We start from the raw sequence: 24,559 nt of genomic DNA, 5'->3' as shown, positions 1-24,559 counted from the left end.
CAATCATTCCTTTACTTAATGATTGCTTTTTTATTGTACTTTTTTTGAACAAGCTGCATCAATATCTAGAATCCAATCGTGAAACTTTTGCTGAAGAAGTTGAAGAGAAGACTGATTGTTCGATACAATGTCCAGTCCGCGCTCGTCGTATAGGTGGAAGATGGTTTCTTTATTCAAATTCACAATGTAACACTCTTCTTCAATAGCCGGATGAATATGAAGATCGCGGTTGGCAATTGATTGCAAAAGAAGCTTTTCTTTCACATCATTGGTTTTACAGGCAATAATATACTCAGCGTTATTTAATAATGCTACGGATTGAACTTCTTGTTTCTTCAGGCGAGAGCGAATGAATTTTTTAATAGCTGTTTCTTTTTTCTTTTTTAAAAGTAAATCATCCTGTGCAGCATTCGCTTTGAAAACAAGTAACAGCTCATCATTTTTTTCATGGAGCGCCTCAAAAATTTCGTAAGCGCGTGCGTACACATTTTTCATGTATTCTCGTTCCCACACGCCTTTTTGATTGGTAAGCGTAAAGCGGATACCTGCGGGCGCGTTATAAAAAAGAGGTCTTTTCATTTGAACATTTGGAAACATTGTTGTTAAGTATGATTGAAGCCGCATTGTGGTCATACGCAACACCTCATTTAGTTTAGTCCTGACTTAATATGTTGAGTTTAGTCTATCACTTGATTAGCTAAATTTGTAAAGAAGTAATGTTATTTAATCAAAAGGTAACCAAACTGTTATATTTTGTTGATTTTGCATTATTTCTTTACACAACCTTTGCGGATGAACAGGTTTTTTCATACGCCTGTCGTATTACTTAACGTAGTAACGACGTGAAGAAAGGATGATATACGGTGAAAAAACAGCTTGTTCTTATTTCAATTATTACAGCTGCTTTCTTTGTGCTCATTTTTCACAAAACGATCTTTCAAGAAGGTAATCCTCTTCCCATTGCATGGAGTATTGTAAAATTAAAATCTTCCGGTGAAGACGTTGTTCAAATATCCGATAAGCCTAAAAGGTATCTCATTCATTCAGATGACTACTTAACGTTTATTAAACAAATGAAAAAGAAGAAAGTGAATTTTCAATATCAAGATGATAAAAAATTTTATTTTAATAACGACAATGAACGCCAGCTGTTTGTCAGCAAAAACTATACCGATAAGTTCACGATTATGGAACTAAAGAAAAAAGAGCTGACTGAAGCTGGCGTTGAGTAATAAGAGCTAATCCCTGCCCTGTGTCCCAAAATCTTTAATTTGAACATGAACATGATAGTCGATGGTCGACTGGCTAAATATTTCATCCCATTCATGCTGATGTTTTTTCCAAAAATGAGGATAATGAATTCGTACGTAATTATGCAGGTCAATCACATCAGCTTTGTAGTTGTTTTGCAGTAAGCGTAGTGTTTTTTCTGCGTCTTTTCGAATAATTTTTTCTATTTTGTTTTCGGTGTTCTTTACATTAGATGCGGCAAGAGCCTGTTTTGAAGTCTCCCAATCTTCTGATAGCCTGCCGCTTGTTTGAACGTTGATATCAAAATGAACGGAGTGATTTGAATCAATGGAGGCCTTCACATCTTGCTGAACATCTCCAATTTCATAGGAAAAGGGGTATGGACCGTGTTTGCCGTAAATAATTCCGCCTTTAATATTCCCAGTTAACCACGTTAAAGCCTCCACTTGGTGCTGAGTTAAGATGAATTTTGCTTTTTTATCTTTTATGATCGCCGCACCGTCTAGTTCAACGCTATTTTTAATCTTAGAAATCCGCTGTATTAAAAAGCTTTGATCGGTTTTTAACTTGGCTGATAGCTCTCCCATTGTTAGGGGATTTAAAATTTTATTCGTTTTGAATTTATTGTAAACAAGCTCGTAAATTAAGTTTACAGGTGGTACAGACATCCCTTGAATCGTTAAAACGTTTTTAGCATCGCCTTTTGTAACAAACGCAAGGCTGCTGCGCCGTATTTCATTATCACGGACAAACTGATTGATAAGCGCATCCAGAGGGATGGTCTTGCTCGCTTTTTCTCCTATTAAAAGTGCTCGCTGATGCTGACTGTATATAGGATCAGATTTTAGCGAAATATTTCGCGTGATTTCATGAATAGTAGGACCAGCTGTTGTAATGTTCTTGTATGGAATAGAAGAAGACATATTTCCGGATTCCGTTTCGGTTAGCGTTTGATGAGTCAGCACAAGCTGATTTTTTCCTGTTTTTGGTTCGATTTTCGGTGTGATATCCATTGCCACTCCTATAACAAGAGCAAGTTGTTCAATATTTCGATGGCTCATACAGCCGCATAATAAAAAAATGGTCATCATGACAGGAAGACATTTTTTCGTCATTTGAACACAACCTTTTTTATTTTCATTAACATGCTGAAAAAAAGAGGGATAACTAAAAATGTTACTAAAAATGCCCAGCCTAATACCGTTGAAAAATGCGACACATCGCTTGCTGTTTTGGGCGCTAAAGAGCTCATAAATAAAACGGGTACAAGAAAGATAATATTGGTAGTTGATCGATTTTTGAAAATCTTTTTAAAGCCTGAAACAGCTAAAAAGAAATACATTACAAAGGTTAAAAAAAACTGAAGAAGCCAGACAATAAGCAAAAATAATTCAAGTCGCTCAAAGAAAATTCCTTTTACTTCATGTGTCTGAACAAATTCAATCGTAGGCCAAACGGTTGTTTTTACCTCCGGAACAGATAATGCGCCTACAACTAATATGTAAGTGATAATATATAAAAACAAAGGAATGGAAAATCCGATGATGGAAACTTTTCGTAAATGATTTTTGTTTTTCATATGCTTTGGAAGAAATACAATCGTTTCAACCCCTAAAAAGGAAACAGAGACGGTTGTAAAAGCAGAAAGAAGCGGGCTGAATCCATCGGCTAACACGGGCTGTAAGTTTTTTGAATCGACCATTCCGATGCTAAGAAGATATAAGATAAGAAGAATGATGACCGTTACAGGGAAACATAGCGCCATTACTTTTCCGATAGAATCGATGCCGCCAGTGATTAAATAGACACCTGTCAAAATAAACGAAAGAATAATTAATTCAATAGGCATCGTTTCCAGTAAATAAAAGTGAATCATTTCTGCCATTGCTCTTACTTCGAAACTTGCTACAGATGTGAAATAAACGACCATAGCAAAATTGAATATATTTCCAATAATCTTGCCGGTTATTTCTTGCGAGAAATCAAACATACAGCTAATCGTAAAATACTTAACCATCCAGACTAAAAAAAGAACAATTCCAATAAACAAAAGGCCGTCCATAATAAGTACAATCCATCCATCTGCATTATTTGTCTGGTTTGTAATGCTGCTTGGCAGTGTTAATAAACCGACGCCCAGCATGGTTGAAGAGATAATTGAAATGGCATAAAAGTCTGAAAGAAGCTTGCTTGATTGTGACTGTGATTGTTGCATATGGTCCTCCTTTTGTCAGTTTTGTTGAGATTTATTTTTAGACTGTTTTAGACTTTTGTTTGGCAGACGAATATAAGAGTCTTTCCACGCTTTTTTATTTAACGCAAAAAACGGTTTGAAGTAAGCCATACCAAAACTTTCGAGTTTGGTTAGATGGATGACGAGAACAAGAAAAAACATGGTAACTCCGTATAATCCAAAGATTGCTGCAATCATCATAGATACGAAACGCAAAATTCGAAACGAAAGGCCAATTCCATACTGAGGAACGGTAAAGGAAGCAATTGCCGATACAGATACAACAATAATCATAACGGAACTAACGATATGTGCTTCAACCGCTGCTTGCCCAATCACAACCCCGCCTACAAGTCCAACTGTTTGTCCAACAGGAGTAGGGAGGCGCAGCCCGGCTTCGCGCAATAACTCAAGCGTCACTTCCATGACCACCGCTTCGATAAAAGGAGAAAAAGGAACGTTTTCTCGTGTGGCCGCAATAGTAATAGCTAGCTCTGTCGGAAGCAGACCTTGATTAAACGAAACGAGTGAAATATAAATAGCTGAAAAGAATAGGGTAATAAAAATAGACAAGTACCTTAGTAATCTTAGCAATGAACCTGCTATCCATCTTTCGTAATAATCATCGGGTGATTTCATAATCATATCGAAAGTTGTAGGCACTAAAAGAGCAAAAGGAGAGCCATCTACTAAAATGGCTACTCGCCCTTCATTCACCGCAGCGAGAACACGATCCGGTCTTTCTGTATTTTGTACTTGAGGGAACGGTGAGTAAGGTGCTTCTTCTAAGAATTCTTCAATCATTCCTGAGTCTTGAATGTTATCTAAAGGAATGTCTAATAATTTCTCCCGGACTTGATTCACAATGTGAGTTTGACAGTGTTTATTATGAAAAACGATACTTGTTCGATGTTCCTTTGTATTTCCAATATAAATGTCTTCAATAACCATTTCTTCTTCGGTAGAACGCTGCCTTAAAAGACCAAGGTTTTCATCTAAGTTTTCGATAAGAGCAATTTTAGGGCCGCGCACTACTTTTTCTGTTGTAGGTTCACTTAAAGAGCGCTGTTTGGTCATAGACATATTCAATGAGTATGCCGTGGTGCTTTCGCTAATAAACAGCAAGGGCTGACCTTTAAAGAAACACGAGATCGCTTGCTTGTATGTATAAACTTCTTTGTCTTTAATGACAGAAATAAACGAATCGATGTCATCGATTGTTTGCGTTTCACTTTTTGCTTTGGTCTCAACAACATGCTGAGTAAGATTATCAAGTTTTTCTCCGTCGACTAATCCTTGGAGATAAATAATGCATATATATTTTGTGGGAGACAGCCATAATTTTTTGGAACCAACATCCGTATTTTGACCCACCAAATCTAGAAACGTTTGAACGGTGTAGTCTGCATTGGGCTGAAATTTTGAATCGAGCATAAATAAACTCACCGCCTGTTGTGTTAATGAGCTTAGTGTTTACGATGTAAAAACGAGTTATGCGAAAAATGTGGAAGAATAGAAAAGATATGTTATGGTAAAGAAAAGAGGTGATGATATGCTACATTCATTTACGTTAAAAACGAATAAGCGTGACGAAATGGTTGACGTTACAAGTCAGGTGCAGGCAGTACTAAGAAAAGAAGGATTAAAAGAAGGGGCCGTAGTTGTTTACTGTCCTCATACAACTGCTGGTATAACAATTAATGAAAATGCGGATCCGGATGTAAAAACCGATATGATCCGGCGCTTCGATGAAGTATATCCGTGGGAACATAAGTTAGATCTTCATATGGAAGGAAATACGGCGGCGCATCTCAAAGCGAGCACGGTCGGCTCCTCACAGCATATAATCGTTCACGATGGGCAGCTGCTGCTAGGAACGTGGCAAGGAATTTATTTTTGCGAGTTTGATGGACCGAGGACTCGTACGTATTATGTGAAAATTTTATCGGCACAATAACTTTTTTTATACGTCATTGTCCAACTTTTTTCTGAAAATTGTTATAAAACAAAGTTAATTTAATATAAATGTTATATAACAGTTAAAGGGAGAGATTGAACAATGGAAAAGATAGGTGCAGAACAAGAAACAGTAAAAAAAGAAAATGAAAAAACAAATTTTACATGGGTGGAAGAATACCCAACCATTTTAGACATTGTCAATGAGTATTACAGTACATGTCGATAAAATGGGGAAGGCCGGAACAAAAGTATTTTAGTTAAAAGAGGATCCGAACGATGAATCGTTCGGATTTTTTCATTGTGATGGTGAACGCAGGTTTACTGTATGTAGCTATGTCTCGATATCTTTTTTATAAAAAAAGATATAATAGTAGCAATTTTCTTAAAAGGTTTAATATAATAAATATTAGGGTACTGAATTGTATGAAATAAAGATAAAACGCATCGTTTCATACTATTTCCTTTTTTACCGCTAGTATAGCCTTGAAGAAAAAGTTTCATTTGATATACTAACTATACGCTTAGTCTTTAAGATAAAGATGAAGATTCATTGTTATTGTTACACGCAGTGAATGAGCTGCCTTTGCTTGGCGAAAACGTCGTACAAACAAAGACAGATAGCGAATTGTTTTGGGTGCGTTCATTTAGTTCAAAACAGGGAGGCGATTAGTCTATGTTACTTGTACGTATGGCCATGATTGGTTTCTTTTCATTAACAGCCATATCATTGTTTTCTTTTCAGTCCGTTGAAATTATCCATGCCATTATGGACTTTTTCTCATCAGCTGATAAGTACTAAAAAACTATATCTTTTTTAAATAAAAAGCGGATAACCCTTAGGGGGGCTATCCGTCAAAAACCGCCCAAAAGGCGGTTTTTTTATGCTTGTAGCTGTGCTAACAAACGCACTGCATTCATTCTCTGATGACAAAGTCCACGTGTTTTTTTAGCTTAACATTCGTTAAAATAAGTATTTACGTACTGTTCAAACTGAAGCCAATCGTTCACGCGAGGGACCTTTACTTCTTCGTTATACGGGTAGCTCATGGCAACAGCATGGCGACCTGTAGCTTGAAAAGCCTTCAAATTATGCGGTGCATCATCAAATAGCAAGTCTCCGTATATTCTATCTTTTTGGTGTGTAAACACGATATTGTATTTTCCGATAAACGGAAGGTGTTTTTCAACCCACTGCTCTTTTTCTGTATAAGCATAGGTACGGCTACTTGTGACAATTAAAATGGAAAATCTTTCATAAAGTCGTTTAAGAACCTCAACAGCATGAGGCAGAGGTTTTAAATGTAAAAAAAAGCCCCGGCTGATCGAGGTAGTCATAAATTTTTGTCCCGCATTCCGGCTTTACATACTTTTCTGATTCCCAGCATTTTAACTTTTCAACCGATAAGCTGTCGCAATAATCTTTGTTATATTGGTTATGCCAATCCGTCATGAGATCACAAATGACAGAATCCATGTCAATTAAAAGGGTGTACATTTATTCAACTTCCTTCATAGTATTCATCTACACGCTTGGTTTTGCAATGTAATGTGCTGCTTCTACTATACCAAATCTTTTACATGCAGAAAAAGAGCAAGCCGCATCAAAATCGCACAGCTTGCCCTTTTTATAGAAACTACATTCTTTTAGCACCTAAATAGCGTTTGCTCCAATAGCTCTCTTTCAGAGAAGAGATGCTCACACCTTTAGATGAAGAGCAGTGAAGAAACTGGTTATTTCCTAAATAAATTCCTGCATGAGAAGGCCCTTTTGTATAGGTTTGAAAGAACACAATATCTCCAGCTTTTGGACTTGAGACGCGCGTTCCTTTTTGATAAATTTGAGCTACTGTTCGAGGAAGTTGAACCCCGCCACCATGTTTGAACGCATAGCCAATAAAACCGCTGCAGTCAAAGCCGCTTGGCGTTGTTCCGCCCCAGCGATATCGAACGCCCATATACTGTTTTCCTTTGTTAATCACAGCGTTAGGGTTATAGCGCGCTGAGCTAGAAGGCGACTTACCCTTTGCTGAAACGCCTAGTTTAGCATACGTTCCTTTTCCGACAATACCATCTGCTGCTAGTCCATTTTTGCGCTGAAATGATTTTACAGCAGAAGTTGTAACAGTCCCAAAGTATGTAGTCGTATTCCCTTTAAAATAACCTTTATTTTTCAACGTTTGTTGTAGTTGTTTAACATCTTGGTGATTCATGCCTTGGCGAAGCGTTTGGTCGCCTAGAGCCGCTTGGCTGACAATCGGGCTAGTAGAAACAATAACGCCAGCAAGCGTAAGAGCTGCTATTACTTTTTTCATAAAACTAGTACCCCCTGAAAATTTTTCCTGATTTGAGTAAATTCATCATATCATCTTTCGACAGTGTTCTACGTTACAATTTCATTACATATATGAAAAAAATGAAATATAAAGGTGAATATAGCCTTATAAAAGCTGTAATTAAAAGGGTTCTTTAGATGTGCAATATTGCTAGAAAAACTTTGAATATTTGACGGTAAATAACTAAAAGATATGAAAAAGTATGTACATTTAAAATTTAACAAAGAAATATGTTGTGAATTACTACACAAAAAGTTCGAACTCGGGTAAAATGTAGAACTATAATATAGTAGTCATGTATGTGACTTTGATGAGGTGAAAGTAATGAAAAGAATAGGTGTATTAACAAGCGGCGGAGATTCTCCAGGTATGAATCCTGCGGTTCGTGCTGTTGTGCGTAAAGCAATTCATGAAGGTATGGAAGTTTACGGTATCTATCAAGGATATCAAGGGTTAATAGAAGGAAATATTAAAAAGCTAGAAGTTGGAGATGTTGGTGACATCATTCAACGCGGCGGAACTATGCTTTATTCTGCAAGATGTCCAGAATTCAAAACAGAAGAAGGGCGTTTAAAAGGTATTGAAAACCTTAAGAAGCACGGTATTGAAGGCTTAGTAGTTATTGGTGGAGACGGATCATATATGGGAGCTGTAAAACTAACAGAGCTTGGTTTCCCTTGTATCGGTATCCCAGGAACAATTGATAACGACATTCCAGGAACAGATTTTACATTAGGATTTGATACGGCTCTTCATACGGTTATCGATGCAATTGATAAAATCCGTGATACGGCGACTTCTCATGAACGTACGTTTATTATTGAAGTTATGGGTCGTAATGCAGGAGACATTGCTCTTTGGTCAGGTCTTGCTGGCGGTGCGGAAACAATCCTTATCCCAGAAGCAAAAGATGAGTTCCAAGAAATGGTTGATCGTTTGAGAAAAGGACAAGAGCGCGGTAAAAAGCACAGCATTATCGTAGTAGCTGAAGGCGTAGCCAATGGTAATGAAGTAGCGAAGCAGCTGCATGAAGCTGCAGGTATTGAAACGCGTGTAACAGTATTAGGACACATTCAGCGCGGCGGTTCCCCAACTGCTCAAGATCGTGTGCTAGGAAGCCGTTTCGGCGGTCGTGCAGTCGAGCTTCTGCTAGAAGGTAAAGGCGGCCGTGCAATCGGTATCCGTAAAAATGAAATTGTAGATTATGATATTATGGAAATTTTAGGTGAACCTCACCATATCAATGCTGATATGTACCGTTTATCTAAAGAACTTTCAATCTAATCACAGTATGGCTGAGGCGAAACTTCTTATATGGAAGGAGTTTCGTCTTTTTTTGATTGCATCCCTGTCCCTTCGCAGTGTTTGCATGTTTTCATGTAACCGATACCAGGAATAACGGCTAGCTTTCCGAGCCCTTTGCAAAAAGTGCAAATTAATTCAAAACCAAACATCGTTCCATCCCCTCTGTACAAGTTTTCTTTCAGTTTATCATAAAAGTAGACAAATAATTTTAAAAATTATAGAAATAATCAAAAAAATGATTACATTTGAACAGCGAGTGATATAGTAAAGAGAGAAGACCATTTTACAAAAGAGGAGAGGAAGCGTGATGTTTAAACGAATTTTACTTGCCTCAGATGGCTCAGAGCATGCAGCTAAAGCAACAGAAAAAGCCGTTCAGCTGGCTCAGCTGACGGAAAACAGTTTTATTCAAGTTATTTATGCAGTAGAGGGTGATTCAAGATTAAAATCACTTAGCCGCGACGAGGAAAGGGAAAGTCGGATACATACAACAGATGAAATTTTAAAGCAAGGAAACGTGGAGTATGAGATTACGTTTATGCATGGAGACGCGGCTAAAACAGTGATTCAATTTGCTAATCAAAATTCATTTGACCTTGTAGTAATAGGAAGCAGAGGGTTAAATCCTGTAAAAGGCATGCTGCTTGGAAGTGTGAGTTCTAAGATTGCACAGCAAGTAGCGATTCCTGTGCTAATTGTTAAATAGGAGAGAAATGCAATGGTAAAACAGTACAAAGAATTAAAACAGCTCATTGATGATGCTAAACACATTTGTTTTTTTACGGGAGCAGGAATGAGCACAGAGTCGGGCATACCGGACTTTCGCTCTCAAAATGGCTTATATCGCCAAAATAAAAGCTTTGTGGACATAGTAGCTGCTGACTTCTATGAACAATATCCTCATGAATTTTGGCCGCTGTTTAAAGAAATTTTTCATATTAAAATGCTGCATCAGTATAAAGCAAATACGGGCCATCGCTTTATTGCTGAACTAGAAGAAGCCAAAACTGTGCATGTAATTACGCAAAATATTGATGGCTTGCACCAAGATGCAGGAAGCACGAACGTTTTTGAAATTCATGGATCCATTAAGAGAGCTCATTGTCCGAGCTGTAAAGAAGAGTATGACTTAGCGTATTTAAATCAGTCAGCTCTCCCACAATGTACAGCGTGTGAGCGCCTTTTAAAGCCAAATGTTGTTCTTTTTGGAGATGCCATTCATCAGTTCGATGAGGCAGTTACAGCAGCGCTGTCATCTGATTTATTCATCGTGCTTGGTTCATCGCTTGAAGTAGCACCGATTAATCAGATTCCGCTGCTTGTGAGCCGGTACAATCGTACAAACATGGTGATGATTAATAAAGAACCTACGCATTACGATTATTTGTTTGATTTGGTTATCTATGATTCCATTGGACAAGTGGTCGCAAATTTATAAGCGTCTATGCATGGACATAGCGCTTTTTTAGCATTTAGTGATAAAGTGTAGGGATGTATCATATGGTGTAGTACATCATCCATTCGCTAATGGATAGAAGGGATGTTTTCGCATATGAGTGTAGGCTTGAGAGTTTGTCTCTTCATTGTTGGTATTGCACTCAAAGTGACAGCTGTTTTGACTTTGATTTTTGAAATGAATCTTGTCCCTATTCACGGAAGGAGTCTCACTTATTATGCTGAAGCGATAGGTATGAAACTCCCCATTATCTGTTTTGTCCTTGGTTTTTTTTGTGTAGCAGCAAGCTTTTATTTACCTGCTAAAAATCGCCGCACCAGTAAATAGCAAGGGCAGGAGACTAACTAAAACGTTTGACTGCAAAGTTTTTAACATTTAAAATAAAGTCAATAAGTTTAAAAAGAAATAGGATAATTATTCCTTATTCTTTTTAGATATACGGAAATAGAGGTGATTGGATGGGGCAGTGTACCACGTTGGCGAAGTAGCATTATATGCACCAGTGTCAAAGCGTACAATACAGTATTATATAAACCTACATTTGCTTCACGCATATCGCTCTTTATCACATAATCGCTCTTTTAAGACGTTAACAGACTTTAACTTTATAAAGATTGTAAACTACTAAATTTTTTATAAATGAACGGAAGAGAGAATCAGCGCTGAAGCAACATCATGAAATGAAGCAATGTGAGCCATTGCTTCACATCTAGAACAGCTGAATAAAGAATGACCTGCTATATTAACGGGTGAAACGTGAGATAAGGAAGAAAGACTGGCAGTTTTGCTCCATATAAAAATGTTTATACATTTATCATGTGATTCCTCCTTATATGCACTTTTCCAAGTGATCAATACAGGGATAGAGTTCTTTATCCAAATTTTTTATTTTTTAGGAGGTGAGTCCTTACTCGTTTTTAAACGAGCTAAGGAACTTGATTGGACATATTTAACTTGATTTTACTAGCGGTACTGATTGCATTAACTGCTTTTTTCGTTGCTACCGAGTTTGCGATTATTCGCGTGAGGAGTTCCAAAGTGGATCAGCTTATAGCAGAAGGGAGCAGCAATGCAAAAGCTGCGAAGCAAGTTATTTCAAATTTAGATGAATACTTATCTGCGTGTCAGCTTGGTATTACGATTACTGCGCTGGGAATTGGTTGGTTAGGAGAGCCTACACTTTCGCATCTCCTGTCACCATTACTTGATCAACTAGGGATAAGCGGAGCTTTAACAAAAGTACTATCTGTTGCGATTTCTTTTGCGGTTGTTACATTTATAAACGTTGTGGTCGGAGAGCTTGCTCCGAAAACATTTGCAATTCAAAAAGCAGAGAAAGTCACTTTATTATTTGTTCGTCCGCTTATACTCTTTTATAAAGTAACCTATCCTTTCATTTGGCTATTAAACAGTTCTTCTCGTTTAATAACAGGGTTATTTGGTCTAAAGCCTGCTTCAGAAAATGAGCTTGCACACAGTGAAGAAGAGCTTCGCATCTTGTTATCAGAAAGCTATAAAAGCGGTGAAATCAATCAATCGGAGTTTAAATATGTAAGTAAAATTTTTGACTTTGATGATCGCGTTGCCAAGGAGATTATGGTGCCGCGTACGGAAGTCGTTTCGATTGACCAGGAAGATACGGTGGAATACATCCTTGAGATGGTCCAAGAAGAGCGGTTTACCCGCTATCCGGTCATTGATGGAGATAAAGACCATATTATTGGAATGGTCAATATGAAAGAGATTTTAACCGAGATTGTCATGAACAACAGCAAGGAAAAAATAAATTTAAAACAGTATATCCGTCCTGTTATTGAAGTAATTGAATCAATTCCTATTCATGATTTATTGCTTAAGATGCAGCGTGAACGCATCCATATGGCTATTTTAATTGATGAATACGGAGGAACAGCAGGGATTGTAACAGTAGAGGATATTTTAGAGGAAATTGTCGGTGAAATTCGTGATGAATTTGATGCGGATGAACTTCCATTAATTCAGAAAGTCAAACCCGATCATTATATTGTAGATGGAAAATTATTAGTAAGTGAGCTTAACGAGCTGCTTGGCACAACAATTGATGATACGGATGTTGATACAATTGGAGGCTGGGTCTTGACGGAAAAATATGACGTCAAGCAAGGAGAAAGCCTTAGCTTTGATCAGTATGACTTTACCGTTACGAAAATGGAAGGACATCACATTCAATATATTGATGTGATCAAAAAACGTCAGGTGCATCAAAGCACGGATGAAGCGGTTAATGTGTCGGACATGAACCAGTCACAGGCTTTATCTTCGTAACAAAAAAGGCGCATTGCAAAAAAGCAATGCGCCTTTCTTATGAAAAAAGCGTGCTGGAAGATAAAAAAGTCATATGATGGAACTAAGGGATAATATTACCGCTATGAATCTTGAAATCAATTTGCTTTAATAAAAGTATGAAAACTCTATCAAAACTTTTATTAGTAACATTGTTGTCTGTCACTCTAGCTTTTGGTCTTAATAACACTGCGCAAGCAGCAATCGTACATACCGTTCAATCGGGAGATACGATGTGGAAAATAGCAGTAAAATATCAGGTTGGCGTTTCCGAGCTGATTGAAGCGAATTCTGCTATTAAAAATCCTAATTCGATCTATCCGGGACAGAAAATTACTATTCCAACCGATAAAGCAGGAAGTTCATACGAAGAGCAAGTGGTTCAGCTAGTGAATCAAGAACGTGCTAAAGTAGGACTTAAGCCGTTAAAGTCTAATTGGGAAGTAGCTCGCGTTGCTCGCTATAAATCGCAGGATATGATTGATAAAAATTATTTCAGTCATACATCGCCTACATATGGAAGTCCGTTCGACATGATGAAAAACTTTGGCATTACATACAGTACAGCAGGTGAAAATATCGCTGCTGGACAAGCGACTCCAAAAGAAGTGGTTAACGCATGGATGAATAGCGAAGGTCACCGTAAAAACATACTATCGAGTCAATTTACCGAAATTGGAGTAGGTTACGCTAAAGGTGGAAGCTACGGCCATTACTGGACTCAAATGTTCATTTCAAACTAAAAAAGAAAGGAAAAAAAAGCTGACTTAGTAGTCAGCTTTTTTTAGCTTCGAGCACTTTCTAGAAATTCTTTTGGATTGCCAGAAAGCTTTCCGTCCTGCTCAACGATGAGTGTGCGCGTAGGGAAAGCAAATTCTACGCCTTCTTCTTCAAGAATGTCCATAATTTCGAAGTTTATATTTTCTTTTACATCTAAATAATCAGCAAAAACGGTTGTATTTGTAAAGAAATACAGATAGATATTTAGACTGGATTCATAGAAACCGTCAAAGTTAACAAGAATCGTTTCATTGTGAATTTCTTCGTGCTCCGTCAGCATCTTTTTAATTCTTGCCACTACGGTTTCTAACTTTTCCTTTGGTGTATTATAATTCAAGTTTAAATGAAAGGCAATTTGACGTTTTCCCATCTTAGCCCAGTTAATAATAGGCTCATTAGAAAGAGTAGCATTTGGAACCGTTACGACTGCTTGAGCGAACGTTCGAACTTTGGTGCTTCGAAACGTAATATCTTCTACAACGCCTTCAACACTTGGTGTCTTAATCCAATCTCCAATGGTAAAAGGCTTTTCGGTAATAATCACAATTCCGCCGAATAAATTACTAACGGTGTCTTTTGCGGCTAGGGCAAAAGCAAGACCACCTAAGCCAAGACCTGCTACAAAGCCGTTTACGTTAAAACCCCATTCTTCTGCGATGATGGAGATAGAAAGCATAACAACAACGATGCGGATGAACTTTTCAATAAAAGGAATAATGATTCGATCCACTTGGATATCAAAATTTTTGGCAAACGTTGCAAAAAATAAATTGGTAGAAGCAGCTAAATTATACAAGCCCCATCCTGCAAGGCCAACAGAAGCTGAACGAACTAAATGTCTTTCCGTGTCAGCTGTTAAAACATCAAAGGGAAGATAGGGAAGAGCAAGCTTGAAACCAATAATGACAAAAATCCAGCGCAGCGGCTTTTCAAAAGCTTCTAAAACGCTCGTAATTAAATTGATTTTTTTATTTTTGACAAAACCAATAATAAACTTAAACAAATAAGTCGTGAAAAGCTTGCGAAGAATTAAAAAGATCAAAAAGATCCCAATCGCAATCACGATTTTTTTCCAATCATCTAACGATGACAGAGACTTCAAAAAATCCATACAATCCTCCTAATTACCAAAACTGTGCTACAGTCCATTTATATCCGTCGATTGAAAGCATTTCTATGTAGAGTGTTCTTTACCCTAAATTCATGCTTTTTAAAAGCTTCTTCCCTATTAAAATAGCACAAAAATACCTGTAAATCTATTTAAGTGATAATTATGAATATATCTCTTTTTAGTAAAAGAGACAGACAATAGTCTGAAAATAAGTTGTATAATAAATAGATGATATTATAAACGTTAATTTATCTTATTATTTATTTAAAACGTTCGTTGGAGGGAGAAGTTTTGTTAAGTCAATTGAATAAAATGCTAGAAAAATTGATGCCGTTTATTACGCCGGTCAGCTTGCTCATAGGAGTTCTTATCGGTTCGTCATTAAGCCAGTATACCTTCTTAATTCCATGGCTTTTTGCATTAATGACGTTTGCCGGAAGTTTGAATTCAAACTTTCACCAGTTAAATGCCACGATACACCGTCCATTTCCAATCATTATGGCCCTGTTTGTTTTACATATTTTTATGCCAGCGTGGGCTTGGAGCGTTGGCCAAGTGATTTTTCCACATGATGTATTTACAAGCACGGGTCTTTTGCTAGCAGCGATTATTCCAACAGGAGTGACTAGTTTTATATGGGTCTCGATTTACAAAGGAAGCATTCCTCTTGCGCTATCCATTATTTTAATTGATACTCTTTTGGCGCCGCTTATCGTTCCTTATACGCTTTTATTGGTGGTTGGAGACACCGTGCATTTGGAAGCGCTAAAGTTAGTCAAAGATTTATGTTTTATGATTGTCCTTCCATCTTTGTTAGGCATGTGCTTAAATCAATATACAAAAGGAACAATTAAGCAGACATTAGGACCAAAGCTGGCACCTGTTTCGAAAATAGGGTTAAGTGTGATGGTTATGATAAACGGGGGAGTGATTGCACCTTATTTAAAACATATTGATAAAAAAATGCTGTTTATTATCGTGATCGTCTTTTTAATGAGTTCAGCTGGTTATTTCTTCAGCTGGATGATTGGCAAATGGCTAAGATGGGACCGAGCAAAAGTTGTGACGCTTACGTTTTGCGGAGGCATGAGAAATATTAGCGCCGGAGCCGTATTAGCCGTATCTTATTTTCCAGCTCCCGTTGCTGTACCCGTCGTACTGGGGATGTTATTTCAGCAGGTATTAGCTGCTTTATCAGGGCGTTTAGTTCAAAACTATTACGAGAAAAAAGACGCTGAATTTGTTTCATTAAAATAAATGGAAGAAGCAAGGGAGGAACCATAGTAATCATAAAGTAAGCACTCTGTTTTAATGAGGAGAGATAAGGTGCTTTTACGCTTGCTGCGTTCAAGATAACGAGATGATTAGAAAAAGGAACGGTGTGGCATACTAGAAAGAAAAAGGTCGGGTATTTTTGCTTATCAATATAGCGCTGGCGTTTGTTTTACCTTGGATTTTTGGCACATTCTATTTACATCCTAAAAATCGTCGTTTACTGCCTTTAGTAGGAACTGCTTTTTGCATTTTAGCAATCGTTATCAATGAATTAGGGAGCTATTATGGTTTTTGGAAACTCCGCACTTCTTTAGAAAATGAAGCATTAGAAGCGCTGCCTTTTAATTTAGGCGTCTATCCTGTATTGGCCAGCTATATGATTTTTTTAATCCAGCGAATTGGAAAGCCTCATTTTTTTATTTTTCTTATTGCGCTGTTTACCACATTTTTAGAAGGAACGTATGTGCATATGGAAAGAGTAATATACGGAAACGGATGGAATCTCGGCTGGACATTTTTTTCCTACTGGACTCCGTACGGCGTGATTTATTTATACTATAGGTATTTGGTTAGTCTTAGACTGCTTCACTAGAAGAAAGAAAAAGAAGTAAATTTGCACAATAAAAAAAGCCGTGAATATTCACGGCTTTTTTTATTAGATCGCTTCTTTCGAGCTAGATTTATCTTTTGAATGATCCCACGCATCAATATTATCAAGTCCAGAAATGCTGTCTTGATAGAAGACAGGGTCTTTTCCAGCTTTCTTTTGGCCAAGATAATCTTTGAGTGCGGCAAAGGCCACTTTCGAGAGCAAGAGAATGGCGATTAAGTTGACTACTACCATAAAGCCCATAAACAGGTCTGCTAAATCCCATACAAGCTGAATTTGAGAAATAGAACCGAACACAATCATTGCAAGTACAGCAACACGATAAGTCATCAGCCAAGCTTTATTTGTGTTCAAGAACTCAATATTTGTTTCTCCGTAGTAGTAGTTACCAATTAATGTACTAAAAGCAAATAGGAAAATCATAATTGCAAGAGCACCTGTTGCCCAAGAACCAATGTGAGTGCTTAAAGCAGCTTGTGTTAACTCAATACCGCTTAAATTTTTATTTGTATAAGTACCTGAAAGCAAAATGATAAAGGCAGTACTGCTACAAATAATAAGCGTATCTGTTAATACACCAAATGCTTGAATCAATCCTTGTTTTACCGGGTGGCTTGTTGTTGCAGCAGCGGCTGCATTTGGAGCACTACCCATACCAGCTTCGTTTGAGAATAATCCGCGTTTAATTCCTTGCATAAGAGCTGCTCCAAGAGAACCTCCGGCAATTTGATCGAAACCAAATGCATTTTTAACGATTAACGCAATAAGAGAAGGCATTTCTTGAATATTCATAATAATAATGAAGAGTGCTACTGCAATGTAGGCAACAGCTAGTACCACAACAATGTATTCTGACATTTTTGCAATACGCTTAACTCCGCCAAAAATAATGGCAGCGAAAGCCACTGTCATAATAATTCCTAACACTAAACGATTTGTTCCGAACGCATTTTCAAACGCAAGAGTAATCGTGTTCGATTGTACAGCATTAAAAATTAAGCCGAATGATAAAGTGATTAAGACAGCAAACAGTCCGCCCATCCATCGCTTCTTTAAACCTTTTTCCATATAGTAAGCCGGTCCGCCTCGGAAGCCGCCGTCTTTATCTTTTACTTTGTATATTTGTGCTAATGTACTTTCGATAAATGCTGAAGCTGAACCAATAACGGCAAGCACCCACATCCAAAATACAGCACCAGGTCCCCCTAAAGCGATCGCAATCGCAATACCTGTAATGTTCCCCGTACCAACGCGGGCTGCCATACTGATGCAAAACGCTTGGAATGGCGAAATTCCGTCTTTAGAAGAGCTATCCGCACCTTCTTTTAATACACGAATCATTTCTTTTAATAATCGAATTTGTAAAAACTTTGACCTGAATGTAAAAAACAAACCAAATGCAATCAGCATCGCAATCAGTAAGTAGGACCAAAGAAATTCGTTGATTGAACTAACAAAACCTTGAACTACTTCTTGCATAGTTTCACCTCTTCATAAATTATAGTAGAATAATAATAAAAAACGTGAATTTATAGAATTTTCCCTCTATTTAGATAGATCTCCCTACTTCCCCGCTGTTTTTCTTCATTATTCTTGTCGAATCTTGTTGCTAAATCTGAACCTTATATATATATAAAATAATAATTTTGGTCTTTTGTCAACTAACCTCACATGGAAAAATAGGGTGATATGACAAATGAAGTGGGTATGAAAAGGCGGTAACAGCAGGGATGAAAGAAATTTCATTTTGTTTTACTTAATTGTTGCTAGAAAATAAAAGTTTTAGGCCAAGTACGCCAAAAACCGTCCCTTTTACATATTTTAATGTGTGCTGAAAGATACGGCTTTTTTTGACTTTTTTTCCAAGGCCAGAAGCAAATAGCGCAATAAGTGAAAAGATGATGAGCGTTTCGGCGATAAAGATGATACCAAACAAAATCATCTGCAAACTTACATGTCCAAGAGACGAATTAACAAACTGCGGTAAGAAAGTAATGAAGAAAATAGCTACTTTTGGATTGGTTAAGTTGCTAACAAATCCTTTTCTAAAGTGATGGTGCTGCTGAACGTTTTCTGTTACTTCCAACGGACCGCTTTTTTCGCGAAACGATTGGTATGCTAAAAACAGCAGGTACAGAACACCTACAACCTTTAGAATCGTAAAGGCAATAATTGATTTTTGAAAGATAATAGATAGCCCCACTGCGGCTAAAAGAGTATGTACAAATGTTCCCGTAATAGATCCCAATACGGTTTTGATGCCTGCTTTGACGCCTGAAGCAATACTTTGTGTCATTACAAAAATCATGTCTTGTCCTGGTATTAAGACAATGATAAGTGACACGGCTATGTAAGGTATAAGCCAAGAAAATGTCATGATGATTCCCCTCCCAACAGAATTTTAACCATTTCGACAAAAAGTTCTCAAGAGTGTGTGCTAATGAATTAATAGATTAATGGAGTAAAGTTAAGAAGGAGTAAAAGCGTAAAAAGAGGTTATTCCCCTTAATAAAAATCAATAAAAGATGTAGGAAAAAAATAGGTGGTGTTGTATAATGATTCGATATACTTAATTTTTATAGAAAGAGGGTAAAAATTTATGAAGTACTGTTTAGCACAGCCGGAGGACGCTGCTACAGTTCACGATCTTATGCTGCAAGCCTTCTCCGTCTATCGCGATTCTGTCCCGCCATCCAGTGCTCTTAATGAAACAATGGAATCTATTATGCAATCGTTAAAGCACGGAAAAGAAGCTGTCATTTTATACGTCGAAAATAAGCCGGTAGCGATGGCGCGTTTTACGCTAGAAGAAACAAGCTTATATTTTTACCGCCTGTCTGTTATTCCTGCTTTTCAAGGAAAAGGAATGGCTAAACAGCTTATTCAATGGTTAGAAACGTACGCCAAAGAGTGTGGCAAGGAAAGTTTATCATGCAAGGTGAGAATGAGTGTTTCTCGTAATATAGCTTTGTATGAATCAATCGGCTTTTACATAGAGGAAAAAGAAATCGTACATAGAGACGGAGTGGATATTCCTGTAGTGAATATGAAAAAAGAGATTCTAAAAGGGGTAATGGCATGAATAAATCAACTCTTCCTTTACCGCCTCCTGTCTTTCTTTTAATCGGTGTATTAGCCGTTTCTTTTTCTTCTATTTTAATTAAATGGTCGGACGCGCCTGCTTCTATTTTAGGAATGTATAGACTGCTGTTTACGGTCCTCTTATTTTTACCGTTTTTACCATGGAGGCAAATGAAAATTCTTTTTAAAAACAGCACGGTAAAAGAATGGCTAATGCTAGCTGTATCAGGCGTGTTTTTAGGGCTTCACTTTCTGTTTTGGATGGAGTCTTTTTCACATACAACAGTTGCTAGCGCTATGATTTTGACTGCGCTTGAGCCGGTCTTTGTAGTGATAGGAGCTTATTTTTTATTTAAAGAAAAAACAAGCAAAGTAGGAATCATCAGCATTTTAATTGCTGTTAGCGGCTCAGTGATTATCGCATCGGGAGATATCGGAGTATCCAAAACGGCTCTTTACGGAGACTTACTTTCTATTTTAGGTACAGTGGCCGTTTCTGTTCATATGCTGGCGGGGCAAGAATTATGCAGGAAAATGCCTCCAATCATCTATAGCTTCGCCGTTTTTTTAATCGGTGGCCTGGTTCTATTTGTCTACAATATTTGTACAAACGTATCGCTGACTCAATATGACACAAAAGATTGGTGGATCTTTTTGCTTTTAGCGCTTATTCCTAATATTTTTGGTCATGCCTTATTTAACTGGCTGTTAAAGTACGTAGGTGCTACAACAATTTCAATGGCTATTTTAGGCGAGCCAATTGGTGCCATCATTCTCGCTTATTTCTTGCTTGGAGAAATGACAACTGTTTCTCAGCTAGTGGGAGGAATGATTGTGATGATTAGTGTGATGATCTTCTTAAAGTACAAAGCAGCAGAGCTGGAAAAAGTCATGGCTCTTCAAGAAAAGTCCAATATCAGCTAATTGGATAGGCAAGCAGCACCGAGTATGATACAGTTTATTTATCATTATTTACCATTTGGTAAAGAGGCTTTTATTAAACTACATAAAGCGGGTGTAAATATGCTGAAAAAACTAACCGATTACGTTTATTACTTTCCTCATTCTGAAGAAACGGATCGGCCGGTGCTCGGGCTTATCTGCGGGGAGAAGTATAGTTTCATCGTAGATGCCGGGAATTCTCCTGCGCATGCATCATCATTTTTAGAAGAAGTGGAAAAAATGGGCGTCCCTCCAATCAAAGGAGTAGCTATTACGCATTGGCACTGGGATCATACATTTGGTATTCATGCAATGAATAAGTATACAATCAGCCATCATTTAACAAAGAAAAAGCTGGCCTATTTAAAGACACTGCGCTGGGACGATGATTCCTTGGATAAACGCGTCCAGGAGGGGGAGGAAATTGAATTTTGCCGGGATATGATCAAGAAAGAAATGCCGAGTCGAGAGGCGTTAATTTTACAGGAGCCAGACGTAACGTTTCATCATCATATGGAAGTTGACCTAGGTGGAACCACTTGTTGCATTCAGCATATTGGAGGAGTACACGCGCAGGACTCGTCTATTGTCTACATACCCCAAGAAAAAGTCCTGTTTTTAGGTGATTGTCTATGTCCAGATTTTTACAGCGGTGACTGGAGTTATGATAAAGAAGACTTTGAGCGGATTCAGAGAGAGCTTAAAAAATATGATGCGCAGTATTATCTCTCATCTCATTTTGACCCTGAAACTCCTGAGGAACTTTGGCGAGATTTAAACCAATTGAGTGCGATTGGAGAAATTGTAGGAAATGAAGTCGATTTAGAAAAAGCATGTTTTCAGTTTGAATGTGAAACGTATAAAAAGCCAACAAATGAGCAAAAAGAGAGAATACAGTATTTTGTTAATGGAAATATCAAACGCAAAAGCAGAGAACTGTTTTGATAGTTTATGCATAATGATAAATAAGCCCGACTGTTCATACTATGTTATGAGCAGCCGGGCTTATTCAATTGGTTGTGCAGTGATATAAGCTTTAAGTTATGATAGTAAAATAAATAACTTGACGAAATAAAGTTATAAAAATATAATAAGTTACATAAAGTAAGTTGATTAAAAAATGATATATTCAAAAGGAGAAATAATCATGAATTTTCACCGTGCACCTCATGTATTTGTTGGGAAAGTAAATTTAAAAGTAGAAAATTTAGAGCGTTCACTTGCTTTTTATCAGCAAATAATCGGGTTTAAACTTTTAGGGAGAAAAGAGAACAAAGCTCTGTTAACAGCTGATGGACGCACCGCGCTGTTATCGATTGAACAGCCGGAAAACGTTACAGCAAAACAGACTCGTACAACAGGCTTATATCATTTTGCTCTATTGTTGCCGACTCGTTCTGATTTAGGAAGTATACTGCAGCATTTGTTAAATAGCGGTTATCCGCTTCAAGGGGCGTCTGATCATCTAGTGAGCGAAGCGCTGTACTTGGCAGATCCAGATGGAAACGGCATAGAGATTTATCGAGATCGTCCGTCAAGTACATGGGAATGGAATGACAGTGAAGTAGTAATGGCTACAAAACCTTTAGATGCAGAAGCGATATTAGCTGAAGGAAACGGTAAACCATGGACAGGATTACCTTCAGCTACCTTAATGGGACATATTCATCTTCACGTTTCTGAATTAGGGCAAACGGAAAACTTTTATCGAAATGGATTAGGTTTTGAGGTTGTGAGCAATTACCATAATCAAGCATTGTTTATTTCAACTGGGCGCTATCACCATCACATCGGACTAAACGTTTGGAATGGAATTGGAGCGCCTAGTCCTCTTGAAAGCAGCGTTGGTTTAGAGTCATTTACACTTGTTTTTCCAGCTGAAGAAGAAAGGGAGCAGGCAATAAATAAGCTTCGTGAAATCGGAGCAGCTGTGTCTAAAGAAAACCAAGATTTCATCACAAAAGATCCATCAGGCAATATAATTAGATTAGTCCTTTAACATAAAAGCTGCCGCAATTGGCAGCTTTTATTTATCGCAATGTTCGTCAAAATAGGAAAGAAATGTACACTTTTTTCTCAAATAGTAAGATGATAATGGCGAAAACGGTGTTATTTTCAGGGAAATAAACGAAGAGTCATACGTTTAAAAAAGTTTGTAAATAAGCGGGCGTGGGAATAAAATACATATCAAGCATCATTTCTTATTGTTATTGAATCTTTATATAAAGTCTTTTCATATAAAACCTTGAAGGAAGGGAGCGGAAACCTGTGAGATATAAAGTGAAACATTGGCTTAGATTAACTTCAGACGAGCGCTATCTTGTATTGTTTGCTACTGCTGCTTTGCAAAAAGAAAAGCGATAAAAGAGTTGTTAATAGTAATGAAAGTAGCTTTATATGCTAACGAAAAGGTAATAAAAGGCCTGAAAATAATATATTTATTTTCAGGCCTTTTATTGTTTTCAAACTTTTTTTAAGTCAACTGTTGAGAGATAGCTTCAGCCGTTTGTTTGCCGTTTGTTATACACGCTGCAATGCCTACTCCATAGTAAGAACAGCCGGCTAATGTAATAGCGGGGTGCTTGTCATGCAATTTTTGAGTCAAGCTGCGTACAAGTTCACCGTGTTTAAGGTGATAGGTAGGCATCAATTTATCCCAATTGGTTACGTCGCTTTCAATGAGCTGCTCTTTGATCCCTAAGCTGTTTTCAATGTCCTTTTGTGCCACTGCTAGCAGCTCTGCTTTTGACATCGTCCGCAGGCTGTCAAAGTGGTGACTCGTGCTTTTATAAAATAAGCGAACTAACAAATTCCCTCGCTTAGAGGTGTGAGCCCATTTTTTGCTCGTCCACGTGCAGGCATTGGCGATTAAGTTGCTTGATTGAGAGGCAATAAACCCGGTGCCTTCAGCGGGAAGGTATTCGTCTGGAACGTCATAGCCGATGTACACGCTAATCAGAGAAGAATCTTTTAACTGCTCAAAGTCTTCGTTTAATTCGGGATCGTTCAACAGGTGCTGAGCAGCCGTGTGCGGTGTAGCTAACACCACGTAATCCGCTGAATGGGCTTGCCCCGGCGTACTGATTTGGTAGCGTTCACCGTTCCGTTTTATGCTGGTGGTTGGCGTATCTTTTAAAATCGTTACATCAGAAAGCTCTTCTTCTAAGCGGTGAATAATCGTTGATAAACCTTGTTTAAACGAAATGAATTTTTTATTTCCTGCCGTTTTAAATTTTTTTTCATTGGCGCCCATTCCTTTGATGATGCTGCCGTACGTGTTTTTATAGTCGAGCAGATACGGGAGAGTCGAAGAAATCGTGAGTTTGTCTAAATCGCCAGAGTAGACGCCCGATAAAATAGGTGCAATTTGCTTTTCTACTAGCTCTTCTCCTAAAAAATGTTTTAAAAAGAGTCCAATTGAGCTGTCTTTCGTAAACGTTGTATTTTTAGTAATTAAGTCTTTTAAAGCTGTAATTTTAGCTTTTGAAGAAATCAGCTCGCTTTTAAAAAGAGATTCCACGCTTGTTGGAATACCGAACATGGTATCTTCAGGAATTGGAAGCAGCTCATTAGCAGAGTAAATAAACGATTTGCCCGTTTCGTTATATACTAAATCGTTTGTTAAGTACAGCTCTTCTAGCAGGGGCATAACGTTTTCTTTTCGAGCTACAATAGAATCCGCCCCTGTTTCCATAATAAATTCCCCAGCTTCACGCGTATTGATTTTCCCTCCTAGATGGACATGTTTCTCTAGTAATAATAATTTAAGCGGGAGATTACGTTCTCGTTTTAATTTCTGCAAATAGTACAGAGTGGTTAAGCCCGTAATTCCTCCTCCAATAACAGCGACCGTTTTCAAAGTATTCACTCCTACATTTTCAACAATTAGTCTGTAATATAC

General features: G+C 37.7%; 28 protein-coding genes. 16 read left to right on the top strand and 12 right to left on the bottom strand.

All coding sequences use genetic code 11. From position 1 onward, the window contains the following. Positions 1–30: 30 nt before the first annotated feature. A complete protein-coding gene (locus Q5794_RS20545; RefSeq protein ID WP_098579857.1) occupies positions 31–633 on the bottom strand; it encodes a DUF3885 domain-containing protein in 603 nt (200 codons plus the stop codon). 230 nt (positions 634–863) lie between these two features. Here Q5794_RS20545 and Q5794_RS20540 point away from each other — a divergent pair, with 230 nt between their 5' ends. Then, a complete protein-coding gene (locus Q5794_RS20540) occupies positions 864–1,232 on the top strand; it encodes a hypothetical protein (protein WP_013084654.1) in 369 nt (122 codons plus the stop codon). Between the two features lie 6 nt (positions 1,233–1,238). Here the strand turns inward: Q5794_RS20540 and Q5794_RS20535 are convergent, their stop codons facing one another. Genes Q5794_RS20535 through Q5794_RS20525 form a run of 3 tightly spaced genes read right to left on the bottom strand, consistent with a single transcriptional unit; the run spans position 1,239 to position 4,918 of the window. Further along, on the bottom strand, positions 1,239–2,366 hold the full coding sequence (locus Q5794_RS20535; RefSeq protein ID WP_214984487.1) for a Ger(x)C family spore germination protein: 1,128 nt from the start codon (positions 2,364–2,366) through the stop codon (positions 1,239–1,241). After that, positions 2,363–3,466 (bottom strand): GerAB/ArcD/ProY family transporter, encoded by a 1,104-nt coding sequence (locus Q5794_RS20530; RefSeq protein ID WP_374988397.1) that lies wholly within the window; start codon positions 3,464–3,466, stop codon positions 2,363–2,365. Before Q5794_RS20530 ends, Q5794_RS20535 begins: the two co-directional genes overlap by 4 nt. A gap of 15 nt (positions 3,467–3,481) precedes the next feature. Next, entirely contained in the window at positions 3,482–4,918 is a 1,437-nt protein-coding gene (locus Q5794_RS20525; RefSeq protein ID WP_192996389.1) for a spore germination protein, read from the bottom strand. A gap of 118 nt (positions 4,919–5,036) precedes the next feature. Here Q5794_RS20525 and Q5794_RS20520 point away from each other — a divergent pair, with 118 nt between their 5' ends. From Q5794_RS20520 to Q5794_RS20510, 3 genes are all read left to right on the top strand, one after another. Further along, on the top strand, positions 5,037–5,441 hold the full coding sequence (locus Q5794_RS20520; protein WP_214984489.1) for a secondary thiamine-phosphate synthase enzyme YjbQ: 405 nt from the start codon (positions 5,037–5,039) through the stop codon (positions 5,439–5,441). A 102-nt stretch (positions 5,442–5,543) separates the two neighbouring features. After that, positions 5,544–5,669, top strand: coding sequence for a hypothetical protein (locus tag Q5794_RS20515; RefSeq protein WP_016765283.1), 126 nt, complete (start codon positions 5,544–5,546; stop codon positions 5,667–5,669). Between the two features lie 447 nt (positions 5,670–6,116). Beyond that, the gene (locus Q5794_RS20510; protein ID WP_013058681.1) at positions 6,117–6,242 is read left to right on the top strand and encodes a hypothetical protein; all 126 of its coding nucleotides are present in this window, start codon (positions 6,117–6,119) and stop codon (positions 6,240–6,242) included. A gap of 152 nt (positions 6,243–6,394) precedes the next feature. Here Q5794_RS20510 and Q5794_RS20505 read toward each other — a convergent pair whose 3' ends face one another. From Q5794_RS20505 to Q5794_RS20495, 3 genes are all read right to left on the bottom strand, one after another. After that, positions 6,395–6,778 (bottom strand): hypothetical protein, encoded by a 384-nt coding sequence (locus tag Q5794_RS20505; RefSeq protein ID WP_374988396.1) that lies wholly within the window; start codon positions 6,776–6,778, stop codon positions 6,395–6,397. Further along, positions 6,717–6,893 carry a hypothetical protein gene (locus tag Q5794_RS20500; RefSeq protein ID WP_374989242.1) on the bottom strand — a complete coding sequence of 59 codons (177 nt, stop codon included), beginning with the start codon at positions 6,891–6,893 and terminating at the stop codon, positions 6,717–6,719. Before Q5794_RS20500 ends, Q5794_RS20505 begins: the two co-directional genes overlap by 62 nt. Before the next feature lie 184 nt (positions 6,894–7,077). Continuing rightward, complete coding sequence (locus Q5794_RS20495) at positions 7,078–7,755, bottom strand: C40 family peptidase (protein WP_016765281.1); 678 nt, start codon at positions 7,753–7,755, stop codon at positions 7,078–7,080. 345 nt (positions 7,756–8,100) lie between these two features. Here Q5794_RS20495 and pfkA point away from each other — a divergent pair, with 345 nt between their 5' ends. Further along, positions 8,101–9,060, top strand: a complete 960-nt coding sequence (pfkA, locus tag Q5794_RS20490; protein WP_013058678.1) for a 6-phosphofructokinase — start codon at positions 8,101–8,103, stop codon at positions 9,058–9,060. Positions 9,061–9,086: 26 nt separating this feature from the next. On the opposite strand, the gene Q5794_RS20485 is transcribed toward pfkA, so the two are convergent. Continuing rightward, a complete protein-coding gene (locus tag Q5794_RS20485) occupies positions 9,087–9,230 on the bottom strand; it encodes a hypothetical protein (protein ID WP_013058677.1) in 144 nt (47 codons plus the stop codon). 158 nt (positions 9,231–9,388) lie between these two features. On the opposite strand from Q5794_RS20485, the gene Q5794_RS20480 reads away from it, so the two are divergent. The 5 genes from Q5794_RS20480 (at position 9,389) to safA (ending at position 13,602) form a co-directional block, all read left to right on the top strand. Further along, positions 9,389–9,787, top strand: coding sequence for a universal stress protein (locus tag Q5794_RS20480; protein ID WP_192996395.1), 399 nt, complete (start codon positions 9,389–9,391; stop codon positions 9,785–9,787). Between the two features lie 12 nt (positions 9,788–9,799). Beyond that, positions 9,800–10,519, top strand: a complete 720-nt coding sequence (locus tag Q5794_RS20475; RefSeq protein ID WP_025750171.1) for an NAD-dependent protein deacylase — start codon at positions 9,800–9,802, stop codon at positions 10,517–10,519. A gap of 114 nt (positions 10,520–10,633) precedes the next feature. Then, positions 10,634–10,864, top strand: a complete 231-nt coding sequence (locus tag Q5794_RS20470; RefSeq protein ID WP_057233971.1) for a hypothetical protein — start codon at positions 10,634–10,636, stop codon at positions 10,862–10,864. Positions 10,865–11,476: 612 nt separating this feature from the next. Further along, complete coding sequence (locus tag Q5794_RS20465) at positions 11,477–12,841, top strand: hemolysin family protein (protein ID WP_025750170.1); 1,365 nt, start codon at positions 11,477–11,479, stop codon at positions 12,839–12,841. 137 nt (positions 12,842–12,978) lie between these two features. Beyond that, a complete protein-coding gene (gene safA / locus Q5794_RS20460) occupies positions 12,979–13,602 on the top strand; it encodes a SafA/ExsA family spore coat assembly protein (RefSeq protein WP_374988395.1) in 624 nt (207 codons plus the stop codon). A gap of 41 nt (positions 13,603–13,643) precedes the next feature. Here the strand turns inward: safA and Q5794_RS20455 are convergent, their stop codons facing one another. Further along, the gene (locus tag Q5794_RS20455) at positions 13,644–14,750 is read right to left on the bottom strand and encodes a mechanosensitive ion channel family protein (protein ID WP_025750169.1); all 1,107 of its coding nucleotides are present in this window, start codon (positions 14,748–14,750) and stop codon (positions 13,644–13,646) included. A 291-nt stretch (positions 14,751–15,041) separates the two neighbouring features. Between Q5794_RS20455 and Q5794_RS20450 the strand changes: the two genes are divergently transcribed. Both Q5794_RS20450 and Q5794_RS20445 read left to right on the top strand, forming a co-directional pair. After that, on the top strand, positions 15,042–16,007 hold the full coding sequence (locus Q5794_RS20450; protein WP_214984492.1) for a bile acid:sodium symporter family protein: 966 nt from the start codon (positions 15,042–15,044) through the stop codon (positions 16,005–16,007). A 157-nt stretch (positions 16,008–16,164) separates the two neighbouring features. Then, positions 16,165–16,617 carry a CBO0543 family protein gene (locus Q5794_RS20445; protein ID WP_214984493.1) on the top strand — a complete coding sequence of 151 codons (453 nt, stop codon included), beginning with the start codon at positions 16,165–16,167 and terminating at the stop codon, positions 16,615–16,617. A 63-nt stretch (positions 16,618–16,680) separates the two neighbouring features. On the opposite strand, the gene Q5794_RS20440 is transcribed toward Q5794_RS20445, so the two are convergent. Beyond that, entirely contained in the window at positions 16,681–18,114 is a 1,434-nt protein-coding gene (locus Q5794_RS20440) for a sodium:alanine symporter family protein (RefSeq protein WP_164796308.1), read from the bottom strand. 277 nt (positions 18,115–18,391) lie between these two features. Continuing rightward, positions 18,392–19,012 carry a LysE family translocator gene (locus tag Q5794_RS20435; RefSeq protein WP_374988394.1) on the bottom strand — a complete coding sequence of 207 codons (621 nt, stop codon included), beginning with the start codon at positions 19,010–19,012 and terminating at the stop codon, positions 18,392–18,394. A 222-nt stretch (positions 19,013–19,234) separates the two neighbouring features. Here Q5794_RS20435 and Q5794_RS20430 point away from each other — a divergent pair, with 222 nt between their 5' ends. The 4 genes from Q5794_RS20430 to Q5794_RS20415 all read left to right on the top strand — a co-directional run bounded on the left by Q5794_RS20430 (position 19,235) and on the right by Q5794_RS20415 (position 22,657). Continuing rightward, positions 19,235–19,717: a GNAT family N-acetyltransferase gene (locus tag Q5794_RS20430; protein ID WP_328244073.1), complete on the top strand. Its 483-nt coding sequence runs from the start codon at positions 19,235–19,237 to the stop codon at positions 19,715–19,717. After that, on the top strand, positions 19,714–20,640 hold the full coding sequence (locus tag Q5794_RS20425; protein WP_374988393.1) for a DMT family transporter: 927 nt from the start codon (positions 19,714–19,716) through the stop codon (positions 20,638–20,640). Before Q5794_RS20430 ends, Q5794_RS20425 begins: the two co-directional genes overlap by 4 nt. A 24-nt stretch (positions 20,641–20,664) precedes the next feature. Further along, on the top strand, positions 20,665–21,603 hold the full coding sequence (locus tag Q5794_RS20420) for an MBL fold metallo-hydrolase (RefSeq protein WP_214984498.1): 939 nt from the start codon (positions 20,665–20,667) through the stop codon (positions 21,601–21,603). 202 nt (positions 21,604–21,805) lie between these two features. Next, positions 21,806–22,657: a VOC family protein gene (locus Q5794_RS20415; protein WP_374988392.1), complete on the top strand. Its 852-nt coding sequence runs from the start codon at positions 21,806–21,808 to the stop codon at positions 22,655–22,657. A 474-nt stretch (positions 22,658–23,131) separates the two neighbouring features. Here the strand turns inward: Q5794_RS20415 and Q5794_RS20410 are convergent, their stop codons facing one another. Further along, entirely contained in the window at positions 23,132–24,517 is a 1,386-nt protein-coding gene (locus tag Q5794_RS20410; protein ID WP_374988391.1) for a protoporphyrinogen oxidase, read from the bottom strand. Positions 24,518–24,559: the final 42 nt, after the last annotated feature.

The organism is Priestia megaterium (assembly GCF_041941685.1).
In the GTDB taxonomy this organism is placed as follows: domain Bacteria; phylum Bacillota; class Bacilli; order Bacillales; family Bacillaceae_H; genus Priestia; species Priestia megaterium_C.
This window is presented reverse-complemented; position numbering and strand designations above follow the sequence as displayed.

Excerpts from the sequence above, each read along its gene's own strand:
- Q5794_RS20480 (WP_192996395.1), top strand. The coding sequence starts at position 9,389 with ATGTTTAAACGAATTTTACTTGCCTCAGATGGCTCAGAGCATGCAGCT.
- Q5794_RS20510 (WP_013058681.1), top strand. The coding sequence starts at position 6,117 with ATGTTACTTGTACGTATGGCCATGATTGGTTTCTTTTCATTAACAGCC.
- Q5794_RS20420 (WP_214984498.1), top strand. The coding sequence starts at position 20,665 with ATGATACAGTTTATTTATCATTATTTACCATTTGGTAAAGAGGCTTTT.
- Q5794_RS20485 (WP_013058677.1), bottom strand. The coding sequence starts at position 9,230 with ATGTTTGGTTTTGAATTAATTTGCACTTTTTGCAAAGGGCTCGGAAAG.
- Q5794_RS20455 (WP_025750169.1), bottom strand. The coding sequence starts at position 14,750 with ATGGATTTTTTGAAGTCTCTGTCATCGTTAGATGATTGGAAAAAAATC.
- Q5794_RS20425 (WP_374988393.1), top strand. The coding sequence starts at position 19,714 with ATGAATAAATCAACTCTTCCTTTACCGCCTCCTGTCTTTCTTTTAATC.
- Q5794_RS20505 (WP_374988396.1), bottom strand. The coding sequence starts at position 6,778 with ATGACTACCTCGATCAGCCGGGGCTTTTTTTTACATTTAAAACCTCTG.
- Q5794_RS20430 (WP_328244073.1), top strand. The coding sequence starts at position 19,235 with ATGAAGTACTGTTTAGCACAGCCGGAGGACGCTGCTACAGTTCACGAT.
- Q5794_RS20440 (WP_164796308.1), bottom strand. The coding sequence starts at position 18,114 with ATGCAAGAAGTAGTTCAAGGTTTTGTTAGTTCAATCAACGAATTTCTT.
- Q5794_RS20500 (WP_374989242.1), bottom strand. The coding sequence starts at position 6,893 with ATGACGGATTGGCATAACCAATATAACAAAGATTATTGCGACAGCTTA.
- Q5794_RS20435 (WP_374988394.1), bottom strand. The coding sequence starts at position 19,012 with ATGACATTTTCTTGGCTTATACCTTACATAGCCGTGTCACTTATCATT.
- Q5794_RS20495 (WP_016765281.1), bottom strand. The coding sequence starts at position 7,755 with ATGAAAAAAGTAATAGCAGCTCTTACGCTTGCTGGCGTTATTGTTTCT.
- Q5794_RS20520 (WP_214984489.1), top strand. The coding sequence starts at position 5,037 with ATGCTACATTCATTTACGTTAAAAACGAATAAGCGTGACGAAATGGTT.
- pfkA (WP_013058678.1), top strand. The coding sequence starts at position 8,101 with ATGAAAAGAATAGGTGTATTAACAAGCGGCGGAGATTCTCCAGGTATG.
- Q5794_RS20415 (WP_374988392.1), top strand. The coding sequence starts at position 21,806 with ATGAATTTTCACCGTGCACCTCATGTATTTGTTGGGAAAGTAAATTTA.
- Q5794_RS20515 (WP_016765283.1), top strand. The coding sequence starts at position 5,544 with ATGGAAAAGATAGGTGCAGAACAAGAAACAGTAAAAAAAGAAAATGAA.
- Q5794_RS20530 (WP_374988397.1), bottom strand. The coding sequence starts at position 3,466 with ATGCAACAATCACAGTCACAATCAAGCAAGCTTCTTTCAGACTTTTAT.
- Q5794_RS20525 (WP_192996389.1), bottom strand. The coding sequence starts at position 4,918 with ATGCTCGATTCAAAATTTCAGCCCAATGCAGACTACACCGTTCAAACG.
- safA (WP_374988395.1), top strand. The coding sequence starts at position 12,979 with ATGAAAACTCTATCAAAACTTTTATTAGTAACATTGTTGTCTGTCACT.
- Q5794_RS20470 (WP_057233971.1), top strand. The coding sequence starts at position 10,634 with ATGAGTGTAGGCTTGAGAGTTTGTCTCTTCATTGTTGGTATTGCACTC.
- Q5794_RS20475 (WP_025750171.1), top strand. The coding sequence starts at position 9,800 with ATGGTAAAACAGTACAAAGAATTAAAACAGCTCATTGATGATGCTAAA.
- Q5794_RS20545 (WP_098579857.1), bottom strand. The coding sequence starts at position 633 with ATGACCACAATGCGGCTTCAATCATACTTAACAACAATGTTTCCAAAT.
- Q5794_RS20535 (WP_214984487.1), bottom strand. The coding sequence starts at position 2,366 with ATGACGAAAAAATGTCTTCCTGTCATGATGACCATTTTTTTATTATGC.